Annotated in this window: 16 protein-coding genes; 6 read left to right on the forward strand and 10 right to left on the reverse strand. The window is 66.1% G+C overall.

The genetic code is table 11. The annotated features are described in order from the left end of the window. Nucleotides 1-118: 118 nt before the first annotated feature. A complete protein-coding gene (fusA, locus tag KME82_RS18300) occupies nucleotides 119-2,188 on the reverse strand; it encodes an elongation factor G (protein WP_215495325.1) in 2,070 nt (689 codons plus the stop codon). A 496-nt stretch (nucleotides 2,189-2,684) separates the two neighbouring features. Here fusA and KME82_RS18305 point away from each other — a divergent pair, with 496 nt between their 5' ends. Further along, on the forward strand, nucleotides 2,685-2,951 hold the full coding sequence (locus KME82_RS18305; protein ID WP_215495326.1) for a hypothetical protein: 267 nt from the start codon (nucleotides 2,685-2,687) through the stop codon (nucleotides 2,949-2,951). Nucleotides 2,952-2,984: 33 nt separating this feature from the next. Here the strand turns inward: KME82_RS18305 and KME82_RS18310 are convergent, their stop codons facing one another. From KME82_RS18310 to KME82_RS18320, 3 genes are read right to left on the reverse strand one after another with little or no spacing between them, the layout of a single operon-like run. Then, complete coding sequence (locus tag KME82_RS18310; RefSeq protein WP_215495327.1) at nucleotides 2,985-5,789, reverse strand: AAA family ATPase; 2,805 nt, start codon at nucleotides 5,787-5,789, stop codon at nucleotides 2,985-2,987. After that, nucleotides 5,782-6,804: a hypothetical protein gene (locus tag KME82_RS18315; RefSeq protein ID WP_215495328.1), complete on the reverse strand. Its 1,023-nt coding sequence runs from the start codon at nucleotides 6,802-6,804 to the stop codon at nucleotides 5,782-5,784. The genes KME82_RS18310 and KME82_RS18315 overlap by 8 nt, the downstream gene beginning before the upstream one ends. After that, nucleotides 6,804-8,285 (reverse strand): hypothetical protein, encoded by a 1,482-nt coding sequence (locus KME82_RS18320; protein ID WP_215495329.1) that lies wholly within the window; start codon nucleotides 8,283-8,285, stop codon nucleotides 6,804-6,806. The genes KME82_RS18315 and KME82_RS18320 overlap by 1 nt, the downstream gene beginning before the upstream one ends. 213 nt (nucleotides 8,286-8,498) lie before the next feature. Here KME82_RS18320 and KME82_RS18325 point away from each other — a divergent pair, with 213 nt between their 5' ends. From KME82_RS18325 to KME82_RS18335, 3 genes are all read left to right on the forward strand, one after another. Then, nucleotides 8,499-10,562, forward strand: a complete 2,064-nt coding sequence (locus KME82_RS18325) for an NADPH-dependent 2,4-dienoyl-CoA reductase (RefSeq protein WP_215495330.1) — start codon at nucleotides 8,499-8,501, stop codon at nucleotides 10,560-10,562. 641 nt (nucleotides 10,563-11,203) lie between these two features. Continuing rightward, a complete protein-coding gene (locus tag KME82_RS18330) occupies nucleotides 11,204-11,662 on the forward strand; it encodes a cell wall hydrolase (protein ID WP_056110821.1) in 459 nt (152 codons plus the stop codon). Nucleotides 11,663-11,841: 179 nt separating this feature from the next. After that, nucleotides 11,842-12,453 (forward strand): glutathione S-transferase N-terminal domain-containing protein, encoded by a 612-nt coding sequence (locus tag KME82_RS18335; protein WP_215495331.1) that lies wholly within the window; start codon nucleotides 11,842-11,844, stop codon nucleotides 12,451-12,453. 341 nt (nucleotides 12,454-12,794) lie between these two features. Here KME82_RS18335 and KME82_RS18340 read toward each other — a convergent pair whose 3' ends face one another. From KME82_RS18340 to KME82_RS18365, 6 genes are all read right to left on the reverse strand, one after another. Continuing rightward, nucleotides 12,795-13,301: a hypothetical protein gene (locus tag KME82_RS18340; protein WP_036114719.1), complete on the reverse strand. Its 507-nt coding sequence runs from the start codon at nucleotides 13,299-13,301 to the stop codon at nucleotides 12,795-12,797. A gap of 314 nt (nucleotides 13,302-13,615) precedes the next feature. Further along, entirely contained in the window at nucleotides 13,616-14,767 is a 1,152-nt protein-coding gene (gene prpC, locus KME82_RS18345; RefSeq protein WP_215495332.1) for a bifunctional 2-methylcitrate synthase/citrate synthase, read from the reverse strand. 174 nt (nucleotides 14,768-14,941) lie between these two features. Next, entirely contained in the window at nucleotides 14,942-15,829 is an 888-nt protein-coding gene (prpB, locus tag KME82_RS18350; RefSeq protein WP_215495333.1) for a methylisocitrate lyase, read from the reverse strand. A gap of 322 nt (nucleotides 15,830-16,151) precedes the next feature. Then, a complete protein-coding gene (locus KME82_RS18355) occupies nucleotides 16,152-17,249 on the reverse strand; it encodes a suppressor of fused domain protein (RefSeq protein WP_215495334.1) in 1,098 nt (365 codons plus the stop codon). A gap of 133 nt (nucleotides 17,250-17,382) precedes the next feature. Next, complete coding sequence (gene prpE / locus KME82_RS18360) at nucleotides 17,383-19,287, reverse strand: propionate--CoA ligase (protein WP_215495335.1); 1,905 nt, start codon at nucleotides 19,285-19,287, stop codon at nucleotides 17,383-17,385. 971 nt (nucleotides 19,288-20,258) lie between these two features. Next, entirely contained in the window at nucleotides 20,259-22,640 is a 2,382-nt protein-coding gene (locus tag KME82_RS18365; RefSeq protein WP_215495336.1) for a TonB-dependent receptor, read from the reverse strand. Nucleotides 22,641-22,935: 295 nt separating this feature from the next. Between KME82_RS18365 and KME82_RS18370 the strand changes: the two genes are divergently transcribed. Both KME82_RS18370 and KME82_RS18375 read left to right on the forward strand, forming a co-directional pair. Continuing rightward, nucleotides 22,936-24,264 (forward strand): MFS transporter, encoded by a 1,329-nt coding sequence (locus tag KME82_RS18370; RefSeq protein ID WP_252255414.1) that lies wholly within the window; start codon nucleotides 22,936-22,938, stop codon nucleotides 24,262-24,264. 76 nt (nucleotides 24,265-24,340) lie between these two features. Next, the gene (locus KME82_RS18375) at nucleotides 24,341-25,663 is read left to right on the forward strand and encodes a dicarboxylate/amino acid:cation symporter (protein WP_215495337.1); all 1,323 of its coding nucleotides are present in this window, start codon (nucleotides 24,341-24,343) and stop codon (nucleotides 25,661-25,663) included. Nucleotides 25,664-25,709 lie beyond the last annotated feature (46 nt).

Consider the following 25,709-nt stretch of genomic DNA (forward strand, 5'->3'; position numbering starts at 1 on the left):
CACCCCACCCTCACGCCGTCGGCCGGGCAAAAAGAAGGGCGGTCGACGCCGGATCTCCATATCCGGCGCCGCCGCCCTCTTCATCCCGCTTCACGCCGCCATTCGCGGCGCGTCCGGCCTACCCGGCCCGGGCCGCGGGCCGTGCCTGCTCGTAGCCGTTGAACACCACCGACGCCGACGCCCGCCCCTGGGTCAGCGAGCGCAGCGCGGTCGCATAACCCGACAGCTCGGCCAGCGGCGCGCGCGCGGTCACGTCCGTGCGGCTGCCCTTGTCCTCGATGCCGAGCACCCGGCCCGAGCGACGTTGCAGATCGCCGACCACATCGCCGACGTTGCCGGCGGGGGTGTCGATGACCAACGCCATCACCGGTTCGAGCAAGGTCGTGCCGGCCACCGCCAACGCCGCCTTCAAGGCTTCGCTCGCGGCGCGCTGGAACGCCAGCTCGCTGGAGTCCACCGCGTGGGTCTCGCCGTCGGTGAGGCTGACGGTGAGGCCGACCAACGGATAACCGCGCGGACCTTCGCTCAACGCCGCGCGCAGGCCCTTCTCCGTCGCATTGACGAAGCTCTTGGGCACCACGCCGCCGCTGGTGCGATCGACGAACTCGAACTGCCCGTCCTCGCGCGGCGCGACATCGATCGTCACCCGCGCGAACTGGCCCTGCCCGCCGTTGCGCTTGACCACCCGGCCCTCGATGCCCGCGACCGCGGCGCTCGGGGTTTCCTGGTAGGCCACGCGCGGCGAACCGGTGCGCACGTCCACGCCCCAGCCTTCGCGCAGGCGCTCGACCATGACGTCCAGATGCAGCTCGCCCATGCCCCAGACCAGGGTTTCGCCGGTTTCCGGATCGGTGCCGACCCGGAACGAGGGATCTTCCTGGGCCAGGCTGGCCAAGCCCTGGCCCAGACGGATCAGGTCGCTGGCCTTGCCCGCGGTCAGACGCCACGACAACACCGCCGGCTGCGCCTGGATCGTGTCGAGCACGAGCTTGCGTTCGACGCCGCTGAGGGTTTCGCCGCTGACCGCGTCCTTCCATCCCTGGATCGCGACGATCTCGCCGGCATACGCCACCTCGACATCGCGGCCGTGATCGGCCTGCACCACCACCAGCCGGCCGACCCGTTGCGCGCGCTCGCGACGCGAGGCCCACACCGTATCGCCGACCCGCAGCGTGCCCGAGTACAAGCGCACGAACGACAGCGCACCGTGTTCCTGATGCACGATCTTGAACACCAGGCCGCCCAGCGGGCCGGACGCATCGGGTGCCAGCGCGACTTCGCCGTCTTCGGTTTGCGCCGTCACCATTGGACGGTCGAGCGGCGACGGCAGGTAGTCGACGATGGCGTCGAGCAGGGTTTCCACGCCCTTGTTCTTGAACGCGGAACCGCCGAGCACCGGCGTGCCGGCGCCTTTCAGGGTGCCGCGACGCAGCGCCGCCTTGAGCAGTTCGGTGTCGATCGCGCGCGCTTCCAGGAAGGCCTGCGCGAGTTCGTCGTCGTGATCGGCGACGGCCTCGATCAGGCGCTCGCGCAGCGGTTCGTGCTCTCGCGTTTCCTCGTCGTTCCAGCCACGCCGGGCGATGCCGCCCGCCTCGTCCCACAGCACGAGTTCGCGCGCGACCAGGTCGACCCAACCGCGCAGTTCGCTTTCCGCGCCCAGCGGCAGACCGATCGCCCACGGCGTCGCATCGAGCTTGTCGCGCATCTGCGCGAGGGTCTGCTCGAACGACGCGCCGACGCGGTCCATCTTGTTGACGAACGCGATCAGCGGCACGCCGTGCCGGCGCGCCTGACGCCACACGCTTTCCGATTGCGGCTGCACGCCGTCGACCGCGCTGAACACGGCGACCGCGCCGTCGAGCACGCGCAGCGAACGCTCGACTTCGATCGCGAAGTCGATGTGGCCGGGGGTGTCGATGATGGTCAGCCGATGCTCGGGCTGGCCTTGCGGGGTCCAGTGCGTCTGCACGGCGGCCGCGCCGATGGTGATGCCGCGCCGTTGTTCGATCGGATCGAAGTCGGTGGTGGCGGCGCCGTCGTGGACTTCGCCGACGCGATGGATCGCGCCGGTTTTCCACAGCAGCCGTTCGGTCAGCGTGGTCTTGCCGGCGTCGACGTGGGCGATGATTCCCAGGTTGCGCCAGCGCGAGGGGTTGAGGGTGCGGGTAGTGGTGTTCGTGGTGTTCATGACTGAGCCTTGATGCCAACACAGGTGGCCGCGCGCCCCTGTTGGCTGCAAGGCGCGCGGCTAGGTTTGGGTTTCGGCCGTGGAATTCATGGCACGTTCTCCTTGGTTTTCAGGGGTTTCGGTGAAGGGAGGACCGCTTATTGAGCGGTTGGCACGGATTCTTCGACAGATCGTTTTCGACACATCGCGGGCAATAAAAAAGCACCCTTGCGGGTGCTCTGTTCTGGTGTGGCTTCGCGCGGTCGCTTACATCGACGCAGCGGCGAAAATCACAGGAGGCAGGCGCACCCGGCCCGCGCTCACGCGCTGGGCTTGCAGCGATATCAGTAGCGGGAACTGCTTCATGGGTGCGGTGCGACTGCGGTTTTGGGTGTGCATAGAGTAAGGGCGGCGCGGTTGGAGTCAATGGGCGCGGGGTGGGGCTGATTGGGATGTATCGTTCTATCGGCTGGATCAAGATCGGGCGCGTGGGTGGGCTTGCTTCGATCGGCAAGGCATGCCGCGGATTGCCTTTTGGTCGCACGAAGCCGCGGCGGAAGTCGGCGCCCACTTTGAAAAAGGGGGCGAGCACCTGGTGTCGGTTGTTTCTGAGTGGCGACAGGTGCGCGGGGGATTTGCTTTTCGGCGGTCAGCGATGCGTCGTTGCGGAAGCGAGAACAACAGCAAGAGCAAATTCCCCCTGCCCCCCTTTTTCAAAGGGGGGAAAAGCAACCGCAACCGCAACGGCAACGGCAACCGCAACGGCAACGGCAACGGCAATTGATGGTCACCGGCTGAAGCGCGTTCAAGCAATCCCTCACGCCGCCTTGCTGTCCTCACGCTTGCGCTTGAGCACCGCCACCGCTTCCGCCCACGGGTTGCCGCCGCGGCGCTTGCTGGTCGCCAGCACCAGGTCGGAGGGTTCGAACACGTTGAGGTTGTGGGTGATCGGCGTGGTCAGGATGTACTGCGCATCGGTGGCGCGCAGGAAGCGGCCCACCTTCTCGATGTTGAACACGTCCAGATGCGCGAACGGTTCGTCGATAAAGACGAAGCCGCCCGGCTGGTCTTCGTCGCGCAGCAAGGCCACCAGCAGCAGCAGTGACTTCATCACCTGCTGGCCGCCCGAAGCCTCGCCGTCGTCCAGGCCGATCCAGCCCTTGCGATCGAAATCGAAACGCACCGATAAACCAGCCTGGGCCAACGTCACGTCGTCGTTCGCCAGTTCCGGCATGTCGGCGTCGACGCCGATACCGGCCAGTTCGCCGAGCGCGGCGAGGTTCTTCTTGTAGCGACGCACGGTCGCGCGCAGCACGTTGATGTAGGCGCCGCGCGCTTCCTCGGTGAGGCGCTTGGCGCGGTCCAGATGCGCTTCGCGACGGCCGATGGAGCTTTCCAGTTCGTCGTGATCGGCGCCGATCTTGTCGCGCAACGGAACGCAGGATTCGTCGGAGACGAAACCGCCGCGCTCGAGCCGATCGTCCATGCGCTCGATCTCGCGCCGCACCGCCGAGGTGCTTTCGTACTCGGCGCGCGCGGCCGCGAGCGCGGCGGGGCTGCGCCAGGCATCGGGCATCAGCGCGCGCTTGCGGCGGTAATCGACGATGCGCTGGATCAGGCTCTGACGTTCGCCGTGGATCTGCTGCCCGCGTTCGCGCAACTCGCGCGCGAGTGCGTCGATCTGGCCCTGGCGCTTGGCCGCAGCGATGCCTTCGGCCTTGTCCTGCTCGGCGGCTTCGTCGATCTTCGCGCGCGCCTGCGCCAATGCGGCGGCGGCTTCGCCGGCGGCTTCGGCGAGTTCCGGCAGACGCGCCTGCGCGTCGGCGAATTCGTTGGCGCGGGTGACCAGTTCCTGCGCCGCGTCCAGACCCATCAGGCGCGATTGATCGGCGTCGACGCGCTGGCTCAGTTCGTGCAGTTCGGCTTCGCGCGATTGCGCGCGCTGGGTGATCGTCGCCAGCTCGGCGCGCAGTTCGGCCAGATGCGACTGGCGCGCACCGCTGCCGAAATGATGCTGGTTGCCGCCGATGTGGCGGCCGCCGCGGCTTTCGCGCAGATAGCCCTTCTGGGTGATCCAGTCCTGCCCGGCCGGCAGGCGCGCGCCGTGTTCGATGTCGGTGACGCGGCGGATGCGATCGAGCTGACGCGGCAACCACGCCGGCGGATCGGCCGAGAAACGCACCACCTCCAGCAAGGAACCGGCGCTGGCCTTGGGCACCGGCGCGCGTTCGGCGACGATGAAGTGACGGTACTGCTGGCTCTCGCCGAGCTTCCACGCGATCCGCGCGTCCTTGGGATTTTCCAGCACCAGCAGATGTCGGTACGGCGCCAGCACCGCCTCGACCGCCACCGACCACTGCGGATCGGCGATCTCGACCAGCTCGGTCAGCACCTGATGCTTGATGCCGGCCTGTTCGAGCCCGGCGCGGAAGTCGCGTTCGAACGGTTCGACGATGCGGCCGCCGCCGCTGAGCGCGGCGGTCTGCGCGGAAATCTCGCCGCTGCGCTTGCGATCGCGCTCGGCTTCCAGCTTCAGCTCGGCCTGACGGCGGCGTCCGCTTTCGACGCTGGCGCTGAGCGCCTCGACATCGATCGCGCCGCGCTGAGCTTGCAGACGCGCCAGTTCGTCGCGGCGCTTGACCAGCATCTCGGCGTCGCGCGCGGCATCGCGCGCCTGGGTGAACGCCTGCTCGCTCGCGCTCACCTGACGGCGCGCTTCGCGCATCGCTTCCTGCAGTACGTCGCGGCCGGTCGCGGCGATCGCGTCGTCGGCGCGCATCTCCTCGAGGATCCGCTCGCGCTCGCGCAGCGCGCGGCGCAGGCCGGTCAGACGCGGCTTGGCGCCTTCGATCGCCACGCGCTGATCGGCCAGTTCGACCTTCGGCGCGATTTCGCTTTCCAGGCGATGGCGCTGATTGCGCAGCGCATTACCTTCCTCGAACGAACGCACGTCGGCCTTGGCCGATTCCAGCCGCAGATGCAGACCGGCCAAGTCCTGGCCGAGCTGCTGCAACTCCTTTTCGACATCGAACTGCTCGGTGCGCGCGCGCTGGTAATCGTCGAGCACCGCCTTGTCTTCGAACACGTCGAAGATCAGTTGCAGCAGGTCTCGCGGCGAGTATTGGCAGAGTTTGTCGGTCGCGCCTTGTTCGAGCGTGAGCACGCGGCAGATCGCGCGGGTCAGCCCGGCGCCGGCCAGGCGCACGCGGTAGTCGCGTACACCGAGCCAATCGCCGCCCTGCTCCAGGGTTTCCACCGGGGTGTCGCCGGCGACGATCTGGTAATCGCGGCTCCAGTCGCCGCCGCGCTTGCGGATGCGGCAGGCCAAAGTGACCACGTCGTCCTTGATCGGAAAGAACGGCCGTCCGCCGCGCTTGTCCGGACGATTGCTGACCACCGCGCGCAGCCATGCGTACGGTTTGCCGTTGTGGCGCAGATAGGTCTTGTAGTCGCGCGCAGTGTCGCGGTCTTCGATCGCCAGCAAGGTACGCAGCGCGTCGAGCAAGGTGGTCTTGCCCGAGCCGTTGGGACCGACCACGGTGACGATGGACGCGTCCAGCGGCAACTGGAAACGCTGCCAGTAATCCCAGTGGACGACTTCGAGGGAGCGGAACTCAAACATCGGCCGCGGCCTCCTGGTTTTGCTTGGATGGGGTGTCGGAATTCTCGTCGGTCGCGTCGCTGTCGTCGCTTACCGCTTCGGCGTCGCCGTTTTCGTTGGCGAAAGCCCCGACTTCGTCGTCAGCGACCTCATCGGTCTGCAACGACGGCAGCGGATCCATCGCGTCGCCGTCGTCCAGTACAAGCACCGACGCTTCATCAAACGCATCGTCACTCGCCGTGCCGATTCCCGATTCCCCACTCCCGATTCCCGGCTCCCCATGCGTCTGCGCATACGTATCCAGATCGGAATAAATCCCCGCCTCGATATCGGCCAGCAACGCCGCATCGGCCTGCGCTTCGGCCTCGGTCTCGCCTTCGAGTTCGGGATTGTCGGCGCTGTAGTGGCGCGCCTCGGCGACCACGAACGACAGCGCGCCGTCCATCACCCGGCCGGCGATGCGTTCGTAATCCAGGGCCAGATCGAGCAATGGGCCTTCGTGGATGCGTTCCTTGCGCCGCACGATGAAGCCCTGCCGCGCCAGCGAACCCAGGTTGAACTGGATGCGGGTCTTGCCGCCGAGTTTCTCGGCGAAATCGGCGAGCAAGGTGCGCTCGTTGATCGGCTCGACCACTTCGGCGCCGACCGGCACCGGCTTGAGTTCGGCAAACATCTGCTCCTGGTCCTGATCGCGATCGGCCTGCTGGCGCGCGATCTGGCGCTGGCGCTTGGGCAGCACCAGCAGCGCCCACAGCACCACCAGCAGCGCGATCGCATCGCGGTCGAGTTGCAGGTTGGTCGACGACCACGCCTTCGCGCTGCCGAACACCGCCGATTCCTGCGGGCGGGCGATGCCGACGGCGATGTTGGCGGCGTAAGGATGTTCGAGCAGACGCATGCCGGCCGCGGCGAGGCGGCGGTCGAGGTCGTTGCGCAGTTCGGCGTCGGTCAGCAGATCGCGAACCGCGACGTCGTCGCGCGGCAGCCAGCGTTCGGCCAACAGGCGCGCGATCAGGGAGGCGATGGGGTCGTTCATCAGGTGTCCGCGGTGTCCTTGGTCGCTTTGACGCGCTTGCCGGTGGTTGCATCGGCGGGCGTGGCGGCGCTCTTCTTCTTGGGTTTGCGTTTGGGGGCGGCGGGGAGCGTGTCGTCAGGCGCGATCGCCTCGTCGGCCTGATCGTTCGACTGCGCGCGCCTGCGCGGCGGCTTGCCGTGCAGCGTGGTGTAGTCGGGCGCTTCCAGGCGGCCGCGGCTCATGTAGGCCACGCCGGCGCGATCGATGGTTTCGAATTCGGTGTCGACCCGCCACGCCAGCGGCAACCGCGCCATCGAGGCGCTGACGCCGTTGCGGTTTTCCGCGCCGGGATCGCCGATCAGGCCGAGCAAGGACAAGCGGTAGGCGCTGAGCGCGAAGCTGTCCTGCGGCACGACTTCGCTCAATTGCGCAGGCGCATCCGCGGACGCGGCGGCGACATCGGCCAACGCGGTCAACTGATCCAGCCAATTCTCGGCGAACTGGAAATCGGTGGCTGCGGCCGGCGAAGCCTCGGTGTCGGGTGCGGCCTGCGCGGGCGGCAACGATTGATCTTCATGCGCTTCGCGTTCGCGTTCGACCAGTTCGTACTCGGCCACGTCGAGCGCGATCGGCGACAGCATGAACGCCGGGATCGCCGAACGCGCGAGTACGTCGTCGGCCAAGGCGGCCAGCGCTTTCGCATCGAGTCCGCGCAGGTAACGATTGACGTCCGACGACGACAAACCGCTCGCGCCCAGGTGCACGCGATGGCGATCGAGCTGGCTCAGCGCGCGCTGGAACACCGACGCCTGGCGCAGCATCGCGCTCTGGGCGCGGCCGATCTGCTGGGCGACGCGGTGGGTGTGGCTGTCGAGTTCCAGGTCCGAGGAAATCTCCTCGACGATCTGGGTGCCCTTCTCGATCCAGCGCCAGGCCTGCTGCAAGGTGCCGGCGGCGCGCAGGATGCGGTGCTCCGAGCCGCTGAGCACGGCCTGGTCGAAGTCCTCGCGCAGTTCGTTGAGCCGCGACAGCAGATGCTGCAGATCGTCCGGGCGCACCCGGCCGACCGCCTGGCCGGCGGCGATCTGCGCGGTCACATAGGCCAGTTCGTCGCCTTCGCGATTGAACTGCAGCAGCAGGCCGATCGCCGACAAGGCCTGGCGGCCGACCGGGCTGATCCGGTAGCGCTGGGTCTGCCCGTCCCACAGCAGCAGATCGTTTTCGCGCAGGCGGCCGATCACGGTGTCGAACTTGACCGGATCGAGGTAGCCGAAGTGTTCGCGCAGTTCCTGCGGGGTCCAATCCGGGGCCTGGCCGCGTTCGCCGATCGCGCGCAGCACCAGCAGCCGCACCATCACCGACTCTTCGCCGCCATGGAACAAGGTGGAGAACGCGCGCAGCAGATCGCGCGCGCCCAGCAGGGGCTGCAGGTCGGGCAGGTCGGCGGCGACGATGTCGGCGCGCAGGTAATCCTGGAGGCTGTTTTCTGGGGCGGCGTCCATGGAAGCGGGGCTACGGGGGTCGGGCATGTTCGGCGATGCGCCGCGTCCGTGACAACCGTTGCATTCGCGCGCGTTCGGTGCCTGTCTTCGCCCGGCCTTGACCCGGGACCATGGCGGCCAGGCCCGAAACCCGCCCCGATCGCCGATTCCGCTTGAATTGGCGCGCCGTTCGCGGCATCGTGCCCAATCCATACGCCAGCGTATTCAGCCAGCATGACCACGGCCGCCCGCAGCTCCGCTCCGCACCCGCTCTACCCGCATCTGTTCGCGCCGCTGGACCTGGGCTTCTGCACCCTGCCCAACCGCGTGCTGATGGGTTCGATGCACACCGGGCTGGAGGACAAGGCCGCCGATTTCCCGAAGCTGGCGGCCTACTTCGGCGAGCGCGCGGCCGGCGGGGTCGGCCTGATCGTCACCGGCGGCTTCGCGCCGAACCTCGTCGGCTGGCTCAAGCCGTTCGGCGGCAAGCTCAGCTGGCCGTGGGAAACCGGCAAGCACAAGCAGGTCACCGCCGCGGTCCATGAGCACGGCGGACGCATCTGCATGCAGATCCTGCACGCCGGCCGCTACGGTTATCACCCGCTGCAGGTCGCGCCGAGCAAGCTCAAGGCGCCGATCAATCCGTTCACCCCGCGCGCGCTGTCGGCCGGCGGGGTCGAGCGCCAGATCAAGGCCTTCGTCAATTCGGCGCGGCTGGCGCGCGAGGCCGGTTACGACGGCGTCGAGGTGATGGGTTCGGAGGGCTACCTGCTCAACGAGTTCACCGCGCCGCGCACCAACAAGCGCAACGACGCCTGGGGCGGCGACGCCAACAAGCGCTTTCGTTTCAGCGTCGAAATCGTCCGCCGCATCCGCGAAGCCTGCGGCCCGGACTTCATCATCATCTACCGGCTGTCGATGATCGACCTGGTCGACGAAGGCTCCAGCTGGAGCGAAGTCGTCACCCAGGCGAAAGCGATCGAAGCGGCCGGCGCGACCATCATCAACACCGGCATCGGCTGGCACGAGGCGCGGGTGCCGACCATCGCCACCTCGGTGCCGCGCGGCGCGTTCACCGGCATCACCGCGCGGCTCAAACCCGAGGTGCATATTCCGCTGGTCACCACCAACCGCATCAACATGCCCGACGTGGCCGAACGCATTCTCGCCGCGGGCGCGGCCGACATGGTGTCGATGGCGCGGCCGTTGCTGGCCGACCCGGCCTGGGTCGACAAGGCGCACAGGCAGCGCGCGGCCGACATCAACACCTGCATCGGCTGCAACCAGGCTTGCCTGGACCATGTGTTCGAGAACAAGCACGCCAGTTGCCTGGTCAACCCGCGCGCCTGCGCCGAGACCGAACTCAATTACCTGCCGACCAAGACGCCCAAGCGGGTGGCCGTGGTCGGCGCCGGCCCGGCCGGGCTGGCCTGCGCGACGGTCGCGGCCGAGCGCGGCCACCGCGTGACCTTGTTCGATGCCGCCGGCGAAATCGGCGGCCAGTTCAATCTGGCCAAGCGCATTCCGGGCAAGGAGGAATTCTTCGAGACCCTGCGCTATTTCGCCGGACGGATCGAACAGACCGGGGTCGAGCTGCGCCTGAACACGAGCGCGGATGCGGCGATGCTCGCGGGCTTCGACGAGGTCGTGCTCGCGACCGGGATCAAGCCGCGCGAGGTCGCGTTTCCGGGTTCGGACCATCCCAAGGTTGTGTCCTACCTCGACGTGCTCAAGGGCCGGGTGGTCGCGGGCAAGCGCGTGGCCATCGTCGGCGCGGGCGGGATCGGTTTCGACGTGGCCGAGTTTCTGGTCCACGACGGCCCGCATTCGATCGACGCGCCGCATCATCCCGACCCGGCGCGCTGGCGCGCCGAATGGGGCGTGGACCTGGGCTATGGCGACAACCGCGGCGGTCTGGTCGCGCCGCAGCCCGAACCGCCGGCGCGCGAGGTCTGGCTGCTGCAGCGCAGCCCCGGCAAGCCCGGCGCGAAACTCGGCAAGACCACCGGCTGGATCCACCGCGCCACGCTCAAGGCCAAGAAGGTGCGGATGATCGGCGGCGTCGAATATATAGGTGTCGACGACGAGGGCTTCCATGTCCGCGTCGACGGCAGCGAGCAGGTGCTGCCGGTCGATCAGATCGTGATCTGCGCCGGGCAGGAACCGTTCAAGCCGCTGGCCGCCGCGTTGGCCGACCGTGGTACATCGGTGCATGTGATCGGCGGCGCCGATGTCGCCGCCGAACTCGATGCCAAGCGCGCGATCGCGCAGGCGAGTCGGCTTGCCGCGTCGCTTTGAAGCCGGGAATCGGGAATGGGGAATCGGGAATCGCAGCGGCAAGAGCGGTTCGGCTGCTTTACCGATTCCCGACTCCCTATTCTCGATTCCCAGCACTACCTGTAGGAGCGGCGCAAGCCGCGACCACGACATCCGGTAGCCGGCGAAACCTCCCCTCGCCGGCGCGATCACGCCCCGATCGCCCCAAACCCCCATTCAGACTTGCCGAACCGGCCGCAAATCCCACCCCGAGCCGAGTCCACCCCACCTCGGAGACGCCGATTCGCGCACTCGCGAATCCGGCTCACGACTGCGTGAGACAAGCCCGGCACGCTTCCTGCCGGCACAAAGCCCTGTAGAACCAACGACCTACCACCTGTTCAGAATAAAAACTCCAACTAAATTAGAAACTTGGAAATAGACGTTCAGGTTTTGTTTGGCTAGCCGTCGCTACCGTTCGCCAACTTTTCCGCCGCCCCCTGCAGAGGCGGCACCCACCATCGCTCCGGGCGCCCATTCGCCCCCGGCCCGATGACGGGGCAAAAGCGCGCCGCTAGAGCCGCTGCCCTCCCCAGTACGCCATGTCAGCTCACGGCTGTCCCGCTCTCCCGTCCGGGAGATCGAAGACCGCGTGCGGCCGACGCAACGGAGCAAGGAGTCATATGAAACTGGCCTGGATCCTGTGGTTGGCATCCGTATTGCCGCCGCAAACCGCCGATTCGCTGTGCTTGAGCACCACCGTGTACCTGGAAGCCCGCGACCAGTCCCTGCGCGGCCAGCAAGCCGTCGCCGAGGTCGCCCTGCGCCGCCGCGACAGCGGCCTGTGGGGCGATACCGTCTGCTCGGTGGTGACCGCCAACAAGCAGTTCGCCCCGACCCTGGTGTCGCCGGGCACCCGCCTAAGCAACAGCGAAGCGTGGACCGAATCGGTCAACGTCGCGCTGGCGGCCGAACGCAACTGGGCGCTGCCCGCGGGCAAGCGCAAGGAAATCGTGCCGGGTGCGAGCCACTTCGCCGCCCACGCGATCGCCAGCCCGTCGTGGCGCAACGCGTATCAGGTCGCGACCATCGGCGATCACACCTTCTATAAGGTGCAGAAGTTGAAGTCGCGGCGTGGTTGAGAGCCGGGAATCGAGATTGGGGAATCGTAAAAGCGGCGAAACCGCTTTTGCTGTTTCGATTCCCTACTCCCGATTCCCGATTCCCGATTACGAGCCGTAACGCACCGTTGCACCCGTTTGCTTGAGCATAGCCCCGAAGCCGGCGATAGTCGGCGGCTTTCCTACCAAAGGGGCAACACATGAAGCTCTACAGCAAGCCTGGCGCGTGTTCGACCGCCGACCATATCGCGTTGCAGTGGACCGGCGGCGCGTTCGAAGTCGAAGTGATGAACAAGGACACGATGAAGGCCCCGGCCTACCTCGCGATCAATCCGGCCGGCGCGGTGCCGGCGGTGGTCGACGGCGATTTCGTGTTGAACCAGAACACCGCGATAATGGGCTACATCGCGGACAAATTTCCGCAAGCGCATCTGACCGGCGACGGCAGCGCGCAACAGCACGCCGAAGCCTCGCGCTGGCTCGCCTTCGTCAATTCCGATCTGCATCCCGCGTTCAAACCGATCTTCGGACCGGGTAATTTCCATCCCGATCCCGCCCAAGCCGACACCGTGCGCCAGCTCGCGCGCGAACGCGTGCGCGCGTTGTACGCCACGGCCGATCAGCGTCTCGCCGATCGCGAGTGGCTCGCCGGTTTCCGCAGCTACGCCGATCCGTATCTCTACATCACCCTGCGCTGGGCCGACGGCGTCGGCGTCGACATGTCGGGCTACGAGCACCTGGCCGCGTTCAAGCGCCGCATGGAAGCCGATCCCGGCGTGCAGGCGGCGTTGAAGGCCGAAGGCCTGCAGTAAGCCGAACCCGCACGATCGCTACGGGGCGCAATGTTCGCCGCCTCGTAGCGATCGTCATCGCGTCGGGCGCACGCCGGATGCAATGCCGACGCTTCGCACAGGATGCAACGCACACTGCATCGCACCGCTTTATCAGTCGTGGCTCACACGTCCGCGATCGACAAGCCCGCGTTCGATCAAGGCTCTACGCGAGCAGTGCACCTACAGACCGGAGCGAAACATCGATCGCTCCCTGTAGGAGCTGCGCAAGCTGCGACCGCGCAACCTGCCCCACCGCGCCAACCTCACCGTCGAATCGAAGCCCCAAGACGCAACCACGCAACTCACGTCCCGGCGCAACCTCAAGTCCCGGCAGAAAACCGCGCCTCGATCTCCGCGGCAATATCGTCCTTGCGCGCCTTCGCCAACGCCGCGCTCAATTCCGGCAACACCTCGCCGAGTTCCTCGCTGTTCGAACAACGTTCGATCTTGAGCTGAAGAAAATACCCGCGCAGCCCCAGATGCTCGCGCACGGTTTCGCTCATCAGCGTGTACAGCGTCTGATAGCGCTGCGCGGTATCCACCGGCGCGGCGACCGGCAACGCGAACGCCATGCCGGGTGTCGGCGCATGCGCGCTCACCGTGGCCGCGACCGCCGCCGAGGACGCGATCAGCCCAAGGCTCTCGAGCTGTTCCAGCGCATCGGCCGGGCCATGCAGGCTCGCGATGAGATCGCGCAGATGACGCACGCTGCGCTCGCCGTCGACGATCAGCAGGATCGAACGCAGGACCGGCGGCAATTTGCGCGAGCGGTGCTGGATCTCATCGCGGCCGTCGTTCGTTTTGACCGGCAGATCGCTGTCGCGCATGGCTATCCCTCGTAGTGAATCCGATCGCACTGCGAACGTCGCGGACCGCAGGCATCGGCTGCGTTGACTGCAGACTTCGCTACGCTCGCGCGCTCGGCCAGCGCCGTCGTTCTCCCGGCTGGCACGGGATCATGGCATGTGACTCCATGACGTTTCTGTGTCGTATTCGACGTTAGTCGTAAACGGAAATACGTCAACCTGCAAAGGTCGGATGCACGAAAAAGGCCAGGCGATTGCCTGGCCTTTTTGCCTTGCTTCCTGCGTTTTACCGCGCAGCCGCGTCGCTTATGCCGATGCGGCTGGGCGATGCACTCTCAGCGCTGCTCGATCGGCACGTAGGCGCGATCTTCCGGTCCGGTGTAGTTCGCGCTCGGGCGGATGATCTTGCCGTCCTCGCGCTGTTCGATCACGTGCGCGCTCCAGCCGGTGGTGCGCGCGATCACGAACAGCGGGGTGAACATCGGGGTCGGGATGCCCATCATGTGATAGGCCGAGGCCGAGTACCAATCCAGGTTCGGGAACATCTTCTTGCTGTCCCACATCAAGGTCTCGATGCGCTCGCTGACGTCGAACAGGACCTGGTTGCCGCCGTCCTTGCACAGCGCGCGCGAGATTTCCTTGATGATCGGATTGCGCGGATCGCCGGTGGTGTAGACCGGGTGGCCGAAGCCGATCACGATTTCCTTGCGCTCCACGCGCGCGCGGATGTCGGCCTCGGCCTCATCGGCGCTGTCGTAGCGCGAGATGATGTCCATGGCGACTTCGTTGGCGCCACCGTGCTTGGGGCCGCGCAGCGCGCCGATCGCGCCGGTGATGCACGAATGCAGGTCCGAGCCGGTGCCGGCGATGACGCGCGCGGTGAAGGTGGACGCGTTGAATTCGTGTTCGGCGTAAAGGATCAGCGACTTGTCCAGCGAATCGGCCAGCAACTGGCTCGGCGGTTCGCCGTGCAGCAGGTGCAGGAAGTGCGCGGCGACCGAGTCGTCGTCGGTTTCGCAATCGATGCGGCGGCCGTTGCGGGTGAAGTGCCACCAGTACAGCAGCATCGAACCGAAGCTGGCGATCAGGCGGTCGGCGATATCGCGCGCCTCGCTGGCCGGATGGCCTTCGCGCTCGGGCAGCACGGTGCCGAGCACCGAGCAGCCGGTGCGCAGCACGTCCATCGGATGCGCGTTGGCCGGCACCAGTTCCAGCGCGTCGGTGACGATCGCCGGCAGGCCGCGCAGGCGCTTGAGCTTGGTCTTGTAGGCCTTGAGCTGCGAGGCGGTCGGCAGCACGCCGTGGACCAGCAGGTGCGAGACTTCCTCGAAGGTGGACTTGGTCGCCAGATCGTGGATGTCGTAGCCGCGGTAATGCAGATCGTTGCCGCTGCGGCCGACGGTGCACAGCGCGGTGTTGCCCGCGGCGGTGCCGCTCAGCGCGACGGATTTCTTGGGCTTGGGCAGGGTCTGTTGCGTGTCGCTCATGGTCCTTCCTCTATTTAGATTGTCTTCTATTCCTTATTCCCTCTCCCGATTTTCGGGAGAGGGCAAGGGTGAGGGCGCGCGACTTCCGGCTTGCATCGCTGGCTCGAAGTTTCGCCTGCCCTCATCCGGCCTGTCGGCCACCTTCTCCCGCAAGCGGGAGAAGGAAAAATCAGATCAACCGCTTTTCTTGGCGAACAACGCGTCCAGCTTGCCCTCGAACGCGTGATACCCGATCCGGTCGTACAGTTCCTCGCGCGTCTGCATCGTGTCGACCACGTTCTTCTGATGCCCGTCGCGACGGATCGACTGATAGACGTTCTCGGCGGCCTTGTTCATCGCGCGGAACGCCGACAGCGGGAACAACTGGATCGCCACGCCGGCCGAGGCCAGTTCGTCGCGGGTGAACAACGGGGTTTGACCGAACTCGGTAATGTTGGCCAGCACCGGCACCTTCACCGCGTCGACGAAGCGACGGTAGGTCGGCAGGTCGTAGGCGGCCTCGGCGAAAATGCCGTCGGCGCCGGCCTCGACGCAGGCGATGGCGCGCTCGATCGCGGCGTCCACGCCGTCGACCGCGATGGCGTCGGTGCGCGCGATCAGGAAGAAGTCCGCATCGGTCTTGGCGTCGGCCGCGGCCTTGACCCGGTCGGCCATTTCGCCGGCCGAGACGATTTCCTTGCCCGGACGATGGCCGCAGCGCTTGGCGCCGACCTGGTCCTCGATGTGGCAGGCGGCCGCGCCGGCCTTGATCAGCGACTTGACCGTGCGCTCGATGTTGAACGCGCTCGGACCGAAGCCGGTGTCGATGTCGACCAGCAGCGGCAGGTCGCACACGTCGGTAATGCGGCGCACGTCGACCAGCACGTCTTCGAGCGTGTTGATGCCCAGGTCCGGCAGGCCCAGCGAGCCCGCGGCGACGCCGCCGCCGGACAGGTAGATGGCGCGGTAACCGGCGCGCTTGGCCAGCAGCGCGTGGTTGGCGTTGATCGCGCCGATGACCTGCAGCGGCGATTCTTCGGCGAGCGCGGCGCGGAACTTCGCGCCGGCGGAGTGGTGGCTCATCTTCAAGCTCCGGGGGCCCGGTCGGGGGCGATCCGGACATTTTAACCCGCGGCGCGGACCGGCCGATGACCTCGCGGACGGCTGAACGCGGCCAACGGGGAAGCGAACAGCGACCGGGTCGGCGAAAGCGGCGGCGAACGGGCCGATCCGGCACAACCCGCCGTTCGGGTGGCGAACCATCGGGTGGAGTATCGAGCGCTCGCCGGCAAGATCAAGGCGGGCAGAGACCGATCCGCGCCCTGCTCCGCGCCGCCGCATCGCGGCGATACCGTCGGGCCTACAGACACCGTGCGTCGTCGCCTGCACGGCTCATCGCGCCGATTCAACCGATGGTCTGGACGATCTCGCCGTTCTGGTCGCGGATGTGGGTTTGATTGACCACCACCTCCAGATTCGCAAACCCTTCGACCTCATAACGACCGGCCTGCGCGCGCAGGCGCGAAATCAGACTGCGCAGCGCGATCTCGTCGAGCCGCACGTGCAGGACCTCGTCGATCACTTCGGCGCCGCAGCGCGACGCGGATTCGAACAGGATCCGTCGTTCCGGTCCGATCAGGCCGAAGCTTTCGCCGAAGCGCAGCCGCAGCGGCAGCAAGGCCAGCAATTCACCGACTTGTCGCGCGCCCAGCGCGATTTCGGTGATCGGCTGGCGCAGCATGCGCTTGCGTTGCTGCCATTGCAGCTGATCGGTATAGACCCGCCCGGTCGAGGAGCCTTCGCGCGCCGCCCCCTCGGACAGGCGCGCGGCGATGTCGGCATCGGCCAGCAGGGAACCGCGTTCGAGGTCGGTCACCCACAACGGCAGATAGTCGGCGAACACCTCCAGCACCTTCAGCGTCGACCAGCGCTTGAGCGCGAATTCTTCTTCGTTGGTCAAGCCGACCACTTGCAGGAACTCCACCCGGCCGTTGCGCGTGTCGATCGCCGGCAGTTCCGGATCGGCGGCGAACGCGATCGCGCGGATCGCGCTGTCGGTCTCCGACGCGATCGGGCCGTTGGCGTTCATGTAATGCCCGGCGCTGAACACGTTGCCGCTGTCGAATACGTAACGCGCCAGGTTCTGCAGGAAATTGAGCACCCACGCCGGCGGGTCTTCGCTGTCGTCCGGATCGGCCAGGCGGAAGGTCAGTTCGAAACCGTAACCGCTCAGCTCGGGGTCGTCGGATTCCTTCGCGAACAGCTCGCTGAAACCGTAGGTGATGAAATGCCAATGCGGAACCGGGGTGATGCGCTTGTAGGCGCTGATGCCGGTCAGCGGATCCTTGCCGCCCAGGGCATAGCCGATCACGGTGCCGTAATGCTTGGGCTCTTGCCGCGAATAGATCCGGTTCAGCGCCTGATTGATCGCGTCCCAGCCGGGCGCGCCATCGTCCTGGTGTTCCGGGTCCTGCCTGTCTGGGTCTTGGCCGTCGTGCTGCATCGCGCATCCGCCTCGTTGCTGTCGTATGTCGCGGTTCGGGGTCGCGAACCGTGGGCGATGCTAACGCGATCACGGGAAAATTTCGTCAATACGCACATTTGGTGATCGGGCGTGAGTCGGCGGGCGGCGCGGGTCAGCTGCCCGCGTCGGCGCCGCGATCGAGCGCGCGGCGGACTTCGTCGAGCGCGGCCGGATCGTCGAGGGTGGACAGATCGCCCGGGTCGCGGTCTTCGGCCAGGGCCTGGATCGAGCGGCGCAGCAACTTGCCCGAGCGGGTCTTGGGCAGCGCGCCGACCACGTACACTCGCGCCGGCCGCGCCAACGCACCCAGCTGTTGCACCACGCATTGCTGCATCGCCGCGGCGGCCAGCGCCGGGTTCTGCTCGCCGCTGGGCTTGAGCGTGGCGAACACCACCGGCACCTGGCCCTTGAGTTCGTCGTGCACGCCGATCACCGCCGCTTCGGCGACGCCGCTGTAGCTGGCCACCGATTCCTCGATCTCGCGCGTGCCCAGGCGATGGCCGGCGACGTTGATCACGTCATCGGTGCGGCCGAGGATGAAGGTGTAGCCGTCGTCGTCGCGAATCGCCCAGTCCAGCGAGCTGTACAGCAGTTCCTTGAAATGGCTGAAGTAGCTCGACAGGAAGCGCGCGTCGTCGTTCCACACCGTGGTCATGCAGCCCGGCGGCAGCGGCGGCACGATCACCAGCACGCCTTTCTCGTTCGGGCCGGCGTCCAGCCCGGTGGCTTCGTCGATCACCCGCAGGTGATAGCCCGGCGTGGGCAGGCCGGGCGAGCCGAACTTCACCGGTTGCAGGTCCAGGCCCGGCATCAGCGACAGCACCGGCCAGCCGGTTTCGGTCTGCCAGTAATTATCGATGATGGTCTTGCCGATGCCGTCGGTGATCCAGTGCGCGGTCGGTTCGTCGAGCGGCTCGCCGGCCAGGAACAGCCAGTGCAACTGCGAAAGATCGTGTTTCTTCAACCACGACACGTCCTGCTTCTTCAGCACGCGGATGCCGGTGGGCGAGGAAAACATCGTGCGCACGCCGTATTGCTCGCAGATGCGCCACCAGATGCCGGGGTCGGGATTCGTCGGCAGGCCTTCGTACAACACCGAAGTAGCGCCGGCGATCAGCGGCCCGTAGACGTTGTAGGAGTGACCGACCGCCCAGCCCACGTCGGAGGTCGAGAACATCACCTGGCCGGCGCGGATGTCGTAGATCGACCACATCGACAGCGCGAGCGCGACCGCGTAGCCGCCGACATCGCGCTGCACGCCCTTGGGTTTGCCGGTGGTGCCGGAGGTGTACAGCAGGTAGCTGGGTTCGTTGGATTCGAGCCACTCGACCGCGACGTGTTCGCCGTCGTGCTGCGCTCGCAGCGCTGCGTAATCGAGATCGCGGCCGGCGACGATGGCGTGATCGGGGTCCAACCCGCGGCTGACGACCAACACATGCGGCGGCGGCGATTGCGCCTCCTCGCAGGCCGCATCGACCAGCGGCTTGTAGGCAATGACCTTGCCGCCGCGCATGCCGGCATCGGCGCAGATCAGCAGCTTGGGCGTCGCATCGTCGATGCGCAGCGCGAGGTTGTGCGCGGCGAACCCGCCGAACACCACCGAATGCACCGCGCCGATCCGCGCGCAGGCCAGCATGGCGAACACCGCCTCGGCCATGTTCGGCATGTAGATCACCACCCGATCGCCGCGGCCCACGTCCAGCGACTTGAGCACGGCGGCGAAGGTGTTCACTTCGCGGTGCAGTTCGCGATAACTCAGCTCGACGGTCTGCCCGGTCTCGCTGGAGATCGCCACCAGCGCGAGTTGATCGCCGCGCTCGTCGAGATGCCGGTCGATCGCGTTGTAGCAAAGATTGGTTTCGCCGCCGGCGAACCACTTGCGGAAGGGCGGGCAGCTGTAGTCGAGAATCGTCTGCGGCGGCTTGTGCCAGTGGATCGCCTGCGCCTGTTCGGCCCAGAACGCTTCGGGCTGCTCGACCGAGCGGCGATGGAAGGCTTGATAGGACTCGTCACGCATGCGGCTGCCTCGCAGAACCGGTGGGCTACCGTCGGCAGGCTAGACCAGCCTTCGGCGGGATGCGTTACGACCATGGTCTAGAGGTTGGGATGTTGGCAAGGTGTGAGGGGGTGGGATTGGGGATTGGGGCTCCCGGCTCGGGAGTCACGGCTCCGCGGTACGCGCAAATCATCGCGCTCTAGAGCGATAGGCACCCACACCTTGCGCCGTAGCCGGGTTGGCGTGGTCGCGGCTTGCGCCGCTCCTACAGGTAGGCCATGCGGCTTTCGCTTGAAGTCTTGCAGTTCATCCAGCGCTGCGGCGCTTGGATCTCGCGAGGACAAAAGCACACCCGGAGGGCGGCGCACATGGATGTGCGCCGTGCGCCACCGAGACAGGATGTCTCGTGTGGCGCATGCCCGCGTCGGCACCGATCGTGCGGGCACTTGATTCAAAGAAAAGCATTTTTCTTTGGTTACCTTTCTTTTGTCGCTTTTGACAAAAGAAAGTGACCCGCCGCTTTAGTGGCGGAAGCTTTTGATCTTGCTTGCAGCTTCAAAGCTTTGATGCGTTTAAGAACCTTTGAAGCCAGAGGCAAGATCAACAGCTTTCGTCCGCAAGCGGCCGAGTTACTTTCTTTTGTCAAAAGCGACAAAAGAAAGGTAACCAAAGAAAAACGCTTTTCTTTGAATCAAGTGCCCGCAAGTGCGGAGCTGACGCGGGCACGCGCCACACGGGACCTCCATGTCCCGGTGGCGCGCGACGCGCATCCCTGCGCGTCGCCCTCCGGGTGTGCTTTTGCTAACGCGAGTTACAAGCCTCGCAGCGCTGTATGAACTGCGCGGCTTCAGGATCGAGCAAAAGCCACATGGCCTATCTGTAGGAGCGGCGCGAGCCGCGACCGCGCCAACCCGACTACGGCGCAGGTCGCGACACGCTCGCGATCCTGCGCCAGCCGTCAGCCCCCCAGGCAGACACCCCACCCATCAAAATCAAAACTGCGCATCGATCGTCAAAAACACCTGCCTCGGCGCATTGGCATGAAACGCAAACGTCTTCCCCTGCGGATCCGACGCACTGAACGCGGTCAGATTGCTGGCCGTGCGCTTGTCGGTCAGATTGCTGCCATTGAGCGCGATCGACCACTGCCGCAACGGTCCGACCGGCTCGAAGGTATAGCGCAAGGCCGCATCGAACTGAGTCGAACCACCGAAGCCGTTATCGTTGGTGTAGGTGTAATAACGCTTGCCGGTGTACTTGCCGCTCACGCTCGCCAGCCACGGCCCGTTGCGATAACTCAGCTCGCTCGACAACATCTTGTCAGGCACATCGACCACGCGCTTGTCGCGGGTCTGCACCACCTTGCCGCTGTCGATGTAGTTGTCCTGATAGGTCGACTTGTTCCACGACAGCGCGTTGTACCACTCGAACTGCGCCGTGGGCTTCCAGATGAAGACCAGCTCGCTGCCGAAGCTGTCGACCGAGCCGACATTGAAGAACTGAGTGACGCACTCCGGCCGCGTGCCGGCCTCGATGCTCGAACACGGGTTCAGCGACAGCAAGCGGTTGTCGAACTTGACCTTGTAGACGCTGAAGGACGCCTGGTAGGTCTCGCCCACGCGGCGATATCCGGCTTCCAGGGTCTTGGACGATTCGGGTTTGAGACTGGCCTTCTGCACATCGAACGCAGCCTGGCCGATCGCCAGCGGGCCGCCGGCGCCGCCGCCGACGAAGGCCGCGACGTTTTCGGTGTAGGCCGCGAACAGCTCCTGCCCTTCGCCGAGCTTGTAGCCGACCCCGAGCTGCGGCAGGAAGCTGTCCTTGGTTTCCAGGCGTCCGCTCGCGTTGGGCACTTCCATCGCGCGCGGATCGACCTGGCGCGCGCGCATGTCGACCTGGGTGCTCTTGGCGCCGACATCCACGGTCATGCGGCCGTCGAGCAGGCTGATGGTGTCCTGCAGATAGGCCTGGCGGGTGTTGATGCGGTACTTCTGGAAGAACAGGCGGCGGTCGGGATCGTTGAGGAAACGGTCGTCGTTGACCGGGCCTTCGATGAAATAGAAATTGCGCTGCACGTCGTGGTGGTTGCTTTCGTACCAGAAGCCGCCTTCGATGCGGTGATTGCCGATCTCCCAGGCCAGCGAACTCATCACGCCGTAGCGGTTGATGCCGTAGTTGGTGCTGCGGATCGAGATCGGAATCGCCTTGGGCGTGTTCGGATACGAGTAGTTGCCCGGCGACCACCAATGGCCCTGGCCGCGGTCGTCGTGGTAGTAGGCCTGCGACTTCAACGACAGGCCTTCGCCGAGATTGAACTCGCCGGCCAGCGCGGCCAGATGGTCGGTGCGCAGCGCGCGGCTGGCGTAGTAGGCATCGTCGATGGTCGCCGCCGGGCCGCTGAAGCCGCAGCGCGGATCGCCGGCGCGGTGCTGGTTCGCCGGCCACGGCTTGGGCGCGCAGTAGGCGGCGGCGAGCGCGCGCTGCCAGTCGGGCTTGTACAGGTTCCAGTCCCAACCCGAGCCGCGCGACAGCAAACCCTTGGACAGGTAGGCGAAGTTCGCCTGACTGGTTTCCGCGCTCGACACGAACGCGCTGATCCGGTTGCCGTCGCCGAACTGATACAGCGCCTTGAGGTTGACCTGGTTCTGATCCTGGTTGTCGCCGGGCTTGGACCACATGTCGGCGCTGAGCAGCGAGCCGGACAGATACATCGAGAAGCCGCCGTGATCGCCGGTGTCCAAGCGCGCATAGGTGCGGCGGGTGCTGTCGCTGCCGAAGGTCTGGGCCAGGCGCAGGCCGAATTCGGTCTGCGGATCGGAGGAGAAATACTGCAAGGTGCCGCCGAGGTTGCTGGTCGACGCGGTGCCGAGCGAGCCGATGCCCGCGGCCAGTTCCGCGCCGGCGAGGTTCTCGCCGATCAATGCGCGGCTGATGCCCAGGCCGTTGTAGTTGCCGTAGCTGTTGTCGCCGAGCGGAATGCCGTCGAGCGTGTAGCCGAGCAGGCGCTGGTTGAAGCCGCGCAGGCTGATGGTCTGCGATTCCTCGTTGGCGCCGTAGGCATCGTTGGACTGCACCGAAATGCCCGGCAGTTTGTTGAGGATCTTCTGCGGGCTGGTGCCCGGCGCGCGCTTTTCGATATCCGACAGTTTGATCCGCTGCACCTGGCGGGTCTCGCCCATGCCGATCACCGACACCGCGTCGAGCGTGGTCGCGTCGCGTCCCGCCGCTTCGCCTGCGGCACCGTCGAGCGAGGCGCCGTCGAGCGCGGTCTCTGGCGCGGGCGCGGCCTCGCGCGGATCGGCATGAACGGGCGAGGTCGACAGCGCGGTCCAGATCGCCAGCACGAGCGCGGGCGTGGCAAGGGGGTACTTCATTGCAATCTCCGGGGGAAGTTCGGGCAAAAATCCGGAGAAGCATGGTCGGCGCAGATGACGCGTTGATGGCGGACCGGCGCGGATGAACGGCCCCCCTAACCCTAAGGTGGTATTGGTCGCCGCCGCGGCCGGGACCACTATCGGCACCGGACGCAGGGACGTGCGCTCGCCTTGCCGTTGCCTGCATGTACCGCGAGCCATTCGTGCAAAGCCTCCACGCCCGTTTCGGCCTCGCGGCCAGCGCGACCACCGCTTTCGCATTTTCAGTATTCGCTATTCCAGGAGCCGCCATAACGTGAGCGCCGTCACCCTTGCCGACCCCGTGCCCAGCGCTCCGAGCATGAGCCCCGGGCAACGCCTGAAATCGATCTTCTCCGGCTCGGTCGGCAACCTGGTCGAGTACTACGACTGGTACGTCTACACCTCGTTCTCGCTGTACTTCTCCCACGTGTTCTTCCCCAGCGGCGACAAGCTCAGCCAGAACCTCAAGACCGCGGCGATCTTCGCGGTGGGTTTTCTGATGCGGCCGATCGGCGGCTGGGTGTTCGGCCGCTACGCCGACCGCCACGGCCGCAAGGCCTCGCTGATGCTGTCGGTGCAGATGATGTGCCTGGGTTCGCTGATCATCACCCTGACCCCGGGCTACGAAACCATCGGCCTGCTCGCGCCGATCCTGCTGCTGGCCGCGCGCCTGATGCAGGGCCTGAGCGTCGGCGGCGAATACGGCAGCTCGGCCACCTACCTGAGCGAGATGGCGTCGAGCAAGCACCGCGGCTTCTGGTCGAGCTTCCTCTACGTGACCTTGATCATGGGCCAACTGCTCGCGGTGCTGGTGCTGGTGGTGCTGCAGCAGTTCGTGCTGACCGACGAACAACTGCGCTCGTGGGGCTGGCGCATTCCGTTCGCGATCGGCGCGATCGCCGCGGTGGTCGCGCTGTACCTGCGCCGCAACATGCACGAGACCGAGTCGTTCACCAAGCTCAAGGCCAGCGACACGCCGCAACGCAAGGAAGGTTCGCTGCGCACCTTGATGCAGCACCCGCGCGCGGTGCTGACCGTGATCGGCCTGACCATGGGCGGCACGCTGGCGTTCTACACCTACTCCAACTACATGCTGAAGTTCCTCAGCCTGAGCGCGGGCTTCAGCGAAGAAACCGCGACCCTGATCAACGCCTCGACCCTGTTCGTGTACATGCTGCTGCAGCCGCTGATCGGCGCGCTGTCGGACCGCATCGGCCGGCGCCCGCTGCTGATCGCGTTCGGCGTGCTCGGCGCGGTGCTCACCGTGCCGGTGATGCACTGGATCCGCGACGCGCAAACGCCGCTGGAAGCGTTCTTCCTGATCATGGTGCTGCTCGGCGCGGTCAGCGGCTACACCGCGATCAACGCGGTGGTGAAGGCCGAACTGTTCCCGGTCGAAGTGCGCGCGCTCGGCGTCGGCCTGCCCTATGCGCTGACCGTCGCGCTGTTCGGCGGCACCGCCGAGATCATCGCCCTGCAGTTCAAGCAGCACGGCATGGAGAGCGGTTTCTTCTGGTACGTCAGCGCCTGCATCGCCTGCTCGCTGCTGGTCTATTTCTTCATGCCCGATACGCGCAAGCATTCGACCATCGATCGCGACTGACGCCCACCGTGTCGCCCGCGAACGCAATCGCCTTCCCCACCCTTTCCGTCGTCGTCCGAACCCAGGAATCCCACCCATGAAGAAATCCGGCTCGCGTTTCTACCTGTGGGTGCTCGGCGCGATCGTGCTCGGCGGCGTGTTCGGGCATTTCTTCCCGGACATCGCGGTCAAACTCAAGCCGCTCGGCGATGGTTTCATCTCGCTGATCAAGATGCTGATCGCGCCGATCATCTTCCTGACCGTGGTGCTCGGCATCGCCGGCGTATCCGACGTCAAGAAGGTCGGCCGGGTCGGGGTCAAGGCGATCGTGTATTTCGAAGTGGTCTCGACCATCGCCCTGGTGATCGGCCTGGTCGTGGTCAACACGCTCAAGCCCGGCGCCGGGTTCAACGTCGATCCGGCCACGCTCGACGCCAGCGCGGTGGAGAAATACGCCGCCGCGGCCAAAGACCAGAGTACGGTCGATTTCATCCTGCACATCATTCCCAAGACCTTCACCGACGCCTTCACCGGCAACGGCGACCTGCTGCAGGTGCTGCTGATGGCGGTGCTGTTCGGCTTCGCCCTGCTGCACATGGGCAAGAGCGGCGAGAAGGTGATGGACCTGCTCGAAGCGGTGTCGAAGGTGTTCTTCGGCATGATGAGCATGATCATGAAGCTCGCGCCGATCGGCGCGGGCGCGGCGATGGCCTTCACCATCGGCAAGTACGGCGTGGATTCGCTCGGCCCGCTGGCCAAGCTGATGGGCAGCTTCTACCTGACCTGTGCGTTGTTCATCCTGATCGTGCTCGGCACGATCGCGCATTTCACCGGTTTCAGCATCCTGCGCTTCATCCGCTACATCCGCGACGAACTGCTGCTGGTGCTGGGCACCTCGTCGTCGGAATCGGCGCTGGTGCCGCTGATGCGCAAGCTCGAACGCCTGGGCTGCTCCAAGTCGGTGGTCGGTCTGGTCGTGCCCAGCGGCTACTCGTTCAATCTCGACGGCACCAACATCTACCTGACCATGGCGACGATCTTCGTCGCCCAGGCGCTCGGCGTCGATCTGACCTTGACCCAGGAACTGACCCTGCTGATGGTGGCGATGCTGACCTCCAAGGGCGCGTCGGGCGTCACCGGCGCGGGCTTCATCACCTTGGCCGCGACCTTGACCGTGGTGCCGTCGGTGCCGGTCGCAGGCCTGGCCTTGATCCTGGGCATCGACCGCTTCATGAGCGAGGCGCGCGCGTTGACCAACTTCATCGGCAACGGCGTGGCGACGATCGTGGTGGCGCGTTGGGAGAACGAACTCGATCGCGACAAGCTCAATCACGAGCTGGCCAATCCGCCGAGCGCGACCGATCTCGACGACGATCTGCCGTCGGACCATCACGCGCCGCTGCTCGACAAAGCCGTCTGAGCGCATCGTTGTGAGTTTCGCCGGGCCTTTGATACGGCCCGGCCCA

This window comes from Lysobacter capsici, from assembly GCF_018732085.1.
GTDB classification, from domain to species: Bacteria; Pseudomonadota; Gammaproteobacteria; order Xanthomonadales; family Xanthomonadaceae; genus Lysobacter; species Lysobacter capsici_A.

Coding starts and splice junctions, on each gene's coding strand:
- KME82_RS18310 (WP_215495327.1), bottom strand. CDS start 5,789: ATGTTTGAGTTCCGCTCCCTCGAAGTCGTCCACTGGGATTACTGGCAG.
- KME82_RS18305 (WP_215495326.1), top strand. CDS start 2,685: ATGCCGCGGATTGCCTTTTGGTCGCACGAAGCCGCGGCGGAAGTCGGC.
- KME82_RS18330 (WP_056110821.1), top strand. CDS start 11,204: ATGAAACTGGCCTGGATCCTGTGGTTGGCATCCGTATTGCCGCCGCAA.
- KME82_RS18315 (WP_215495328.1), bottom strand. CDS start 6,804: ATGAACGACCCCATCGCCTCCCTGATCGCGCGCCTGTTGGCCGAACGC.
- prpB (WP_215495333.1), bottom strand. CDS start 15,829: ATGAGCCACCACTCCGCCGGCGCGAAGTTCCGCGCCGCGCTCGCCGAA.
- KME82_RS18365 (WP_215495336.1), bottom strand. CDS start 22,640: ATGAAGTACCCCCTTGCCACGCCCGCGCTCGTGCTGGCGATCTGGACC.
- prpC (WP_215495332.1), bottom strand. CDS start 14,767: ATGAGCGACACGCAACAGACCCTGCCCAAGCCCAAGAAATCCGTCGCG.
- prpE (WP_215495335.1), bottom strand. CDS start 19,287: ATGCGTGACGAGTCCTATCAAGCCTTCCATCGCCGCTCGGTCGAGCAG.
- KME82_RS18375 (WP_215495337.1), top strand. CDS start 24,341: ATGAAGAAATCCGGCTCGCGTTTCTACCTGTGGGTGCTCGGCGCGATC.
- KME82_RS18335 (WP_215495331.1), top strand. CDS start 11,842: ATGAAGCTCTACAGCAAGCCTGGCGCGTGTTCGACCGCCGACCATATC.
- KME82_RS18355 (WP_215495334.1), bottom strand. CDS start 17,249: ATGCAGCACGACGGCCAAGACCCAGACAGGCAGGACCCGGAACACCAG.
- KME82_RS18340 (WP_036114719.1), bottom strand. CDS start 13,301: ATGCGCGACAGCGATCTGCCGGTCAAAACGAACGACGGCCGCGATGAG.
- fusA (WP_215495325.1), bottom strand. CDS start 2,188: ATGAACACCACGAACACCACTACCCGCACCCTCAACCCCTCGCGCTGG.
- KME82_RS18325 (WP_215495330.1), top strand. CDS start 8,499: ATGACCACGGCCGCCCGCAGCTCCGCTCCGCACCCGCTCTACCCGCAT.
- KME82_RS18320 (WP_215495329.1), bottom strand. CDS start 8,285: ATGGACGCCGCCCCAGAAAACAGCCTCCAGGATTACCTGCGCGCCGAC.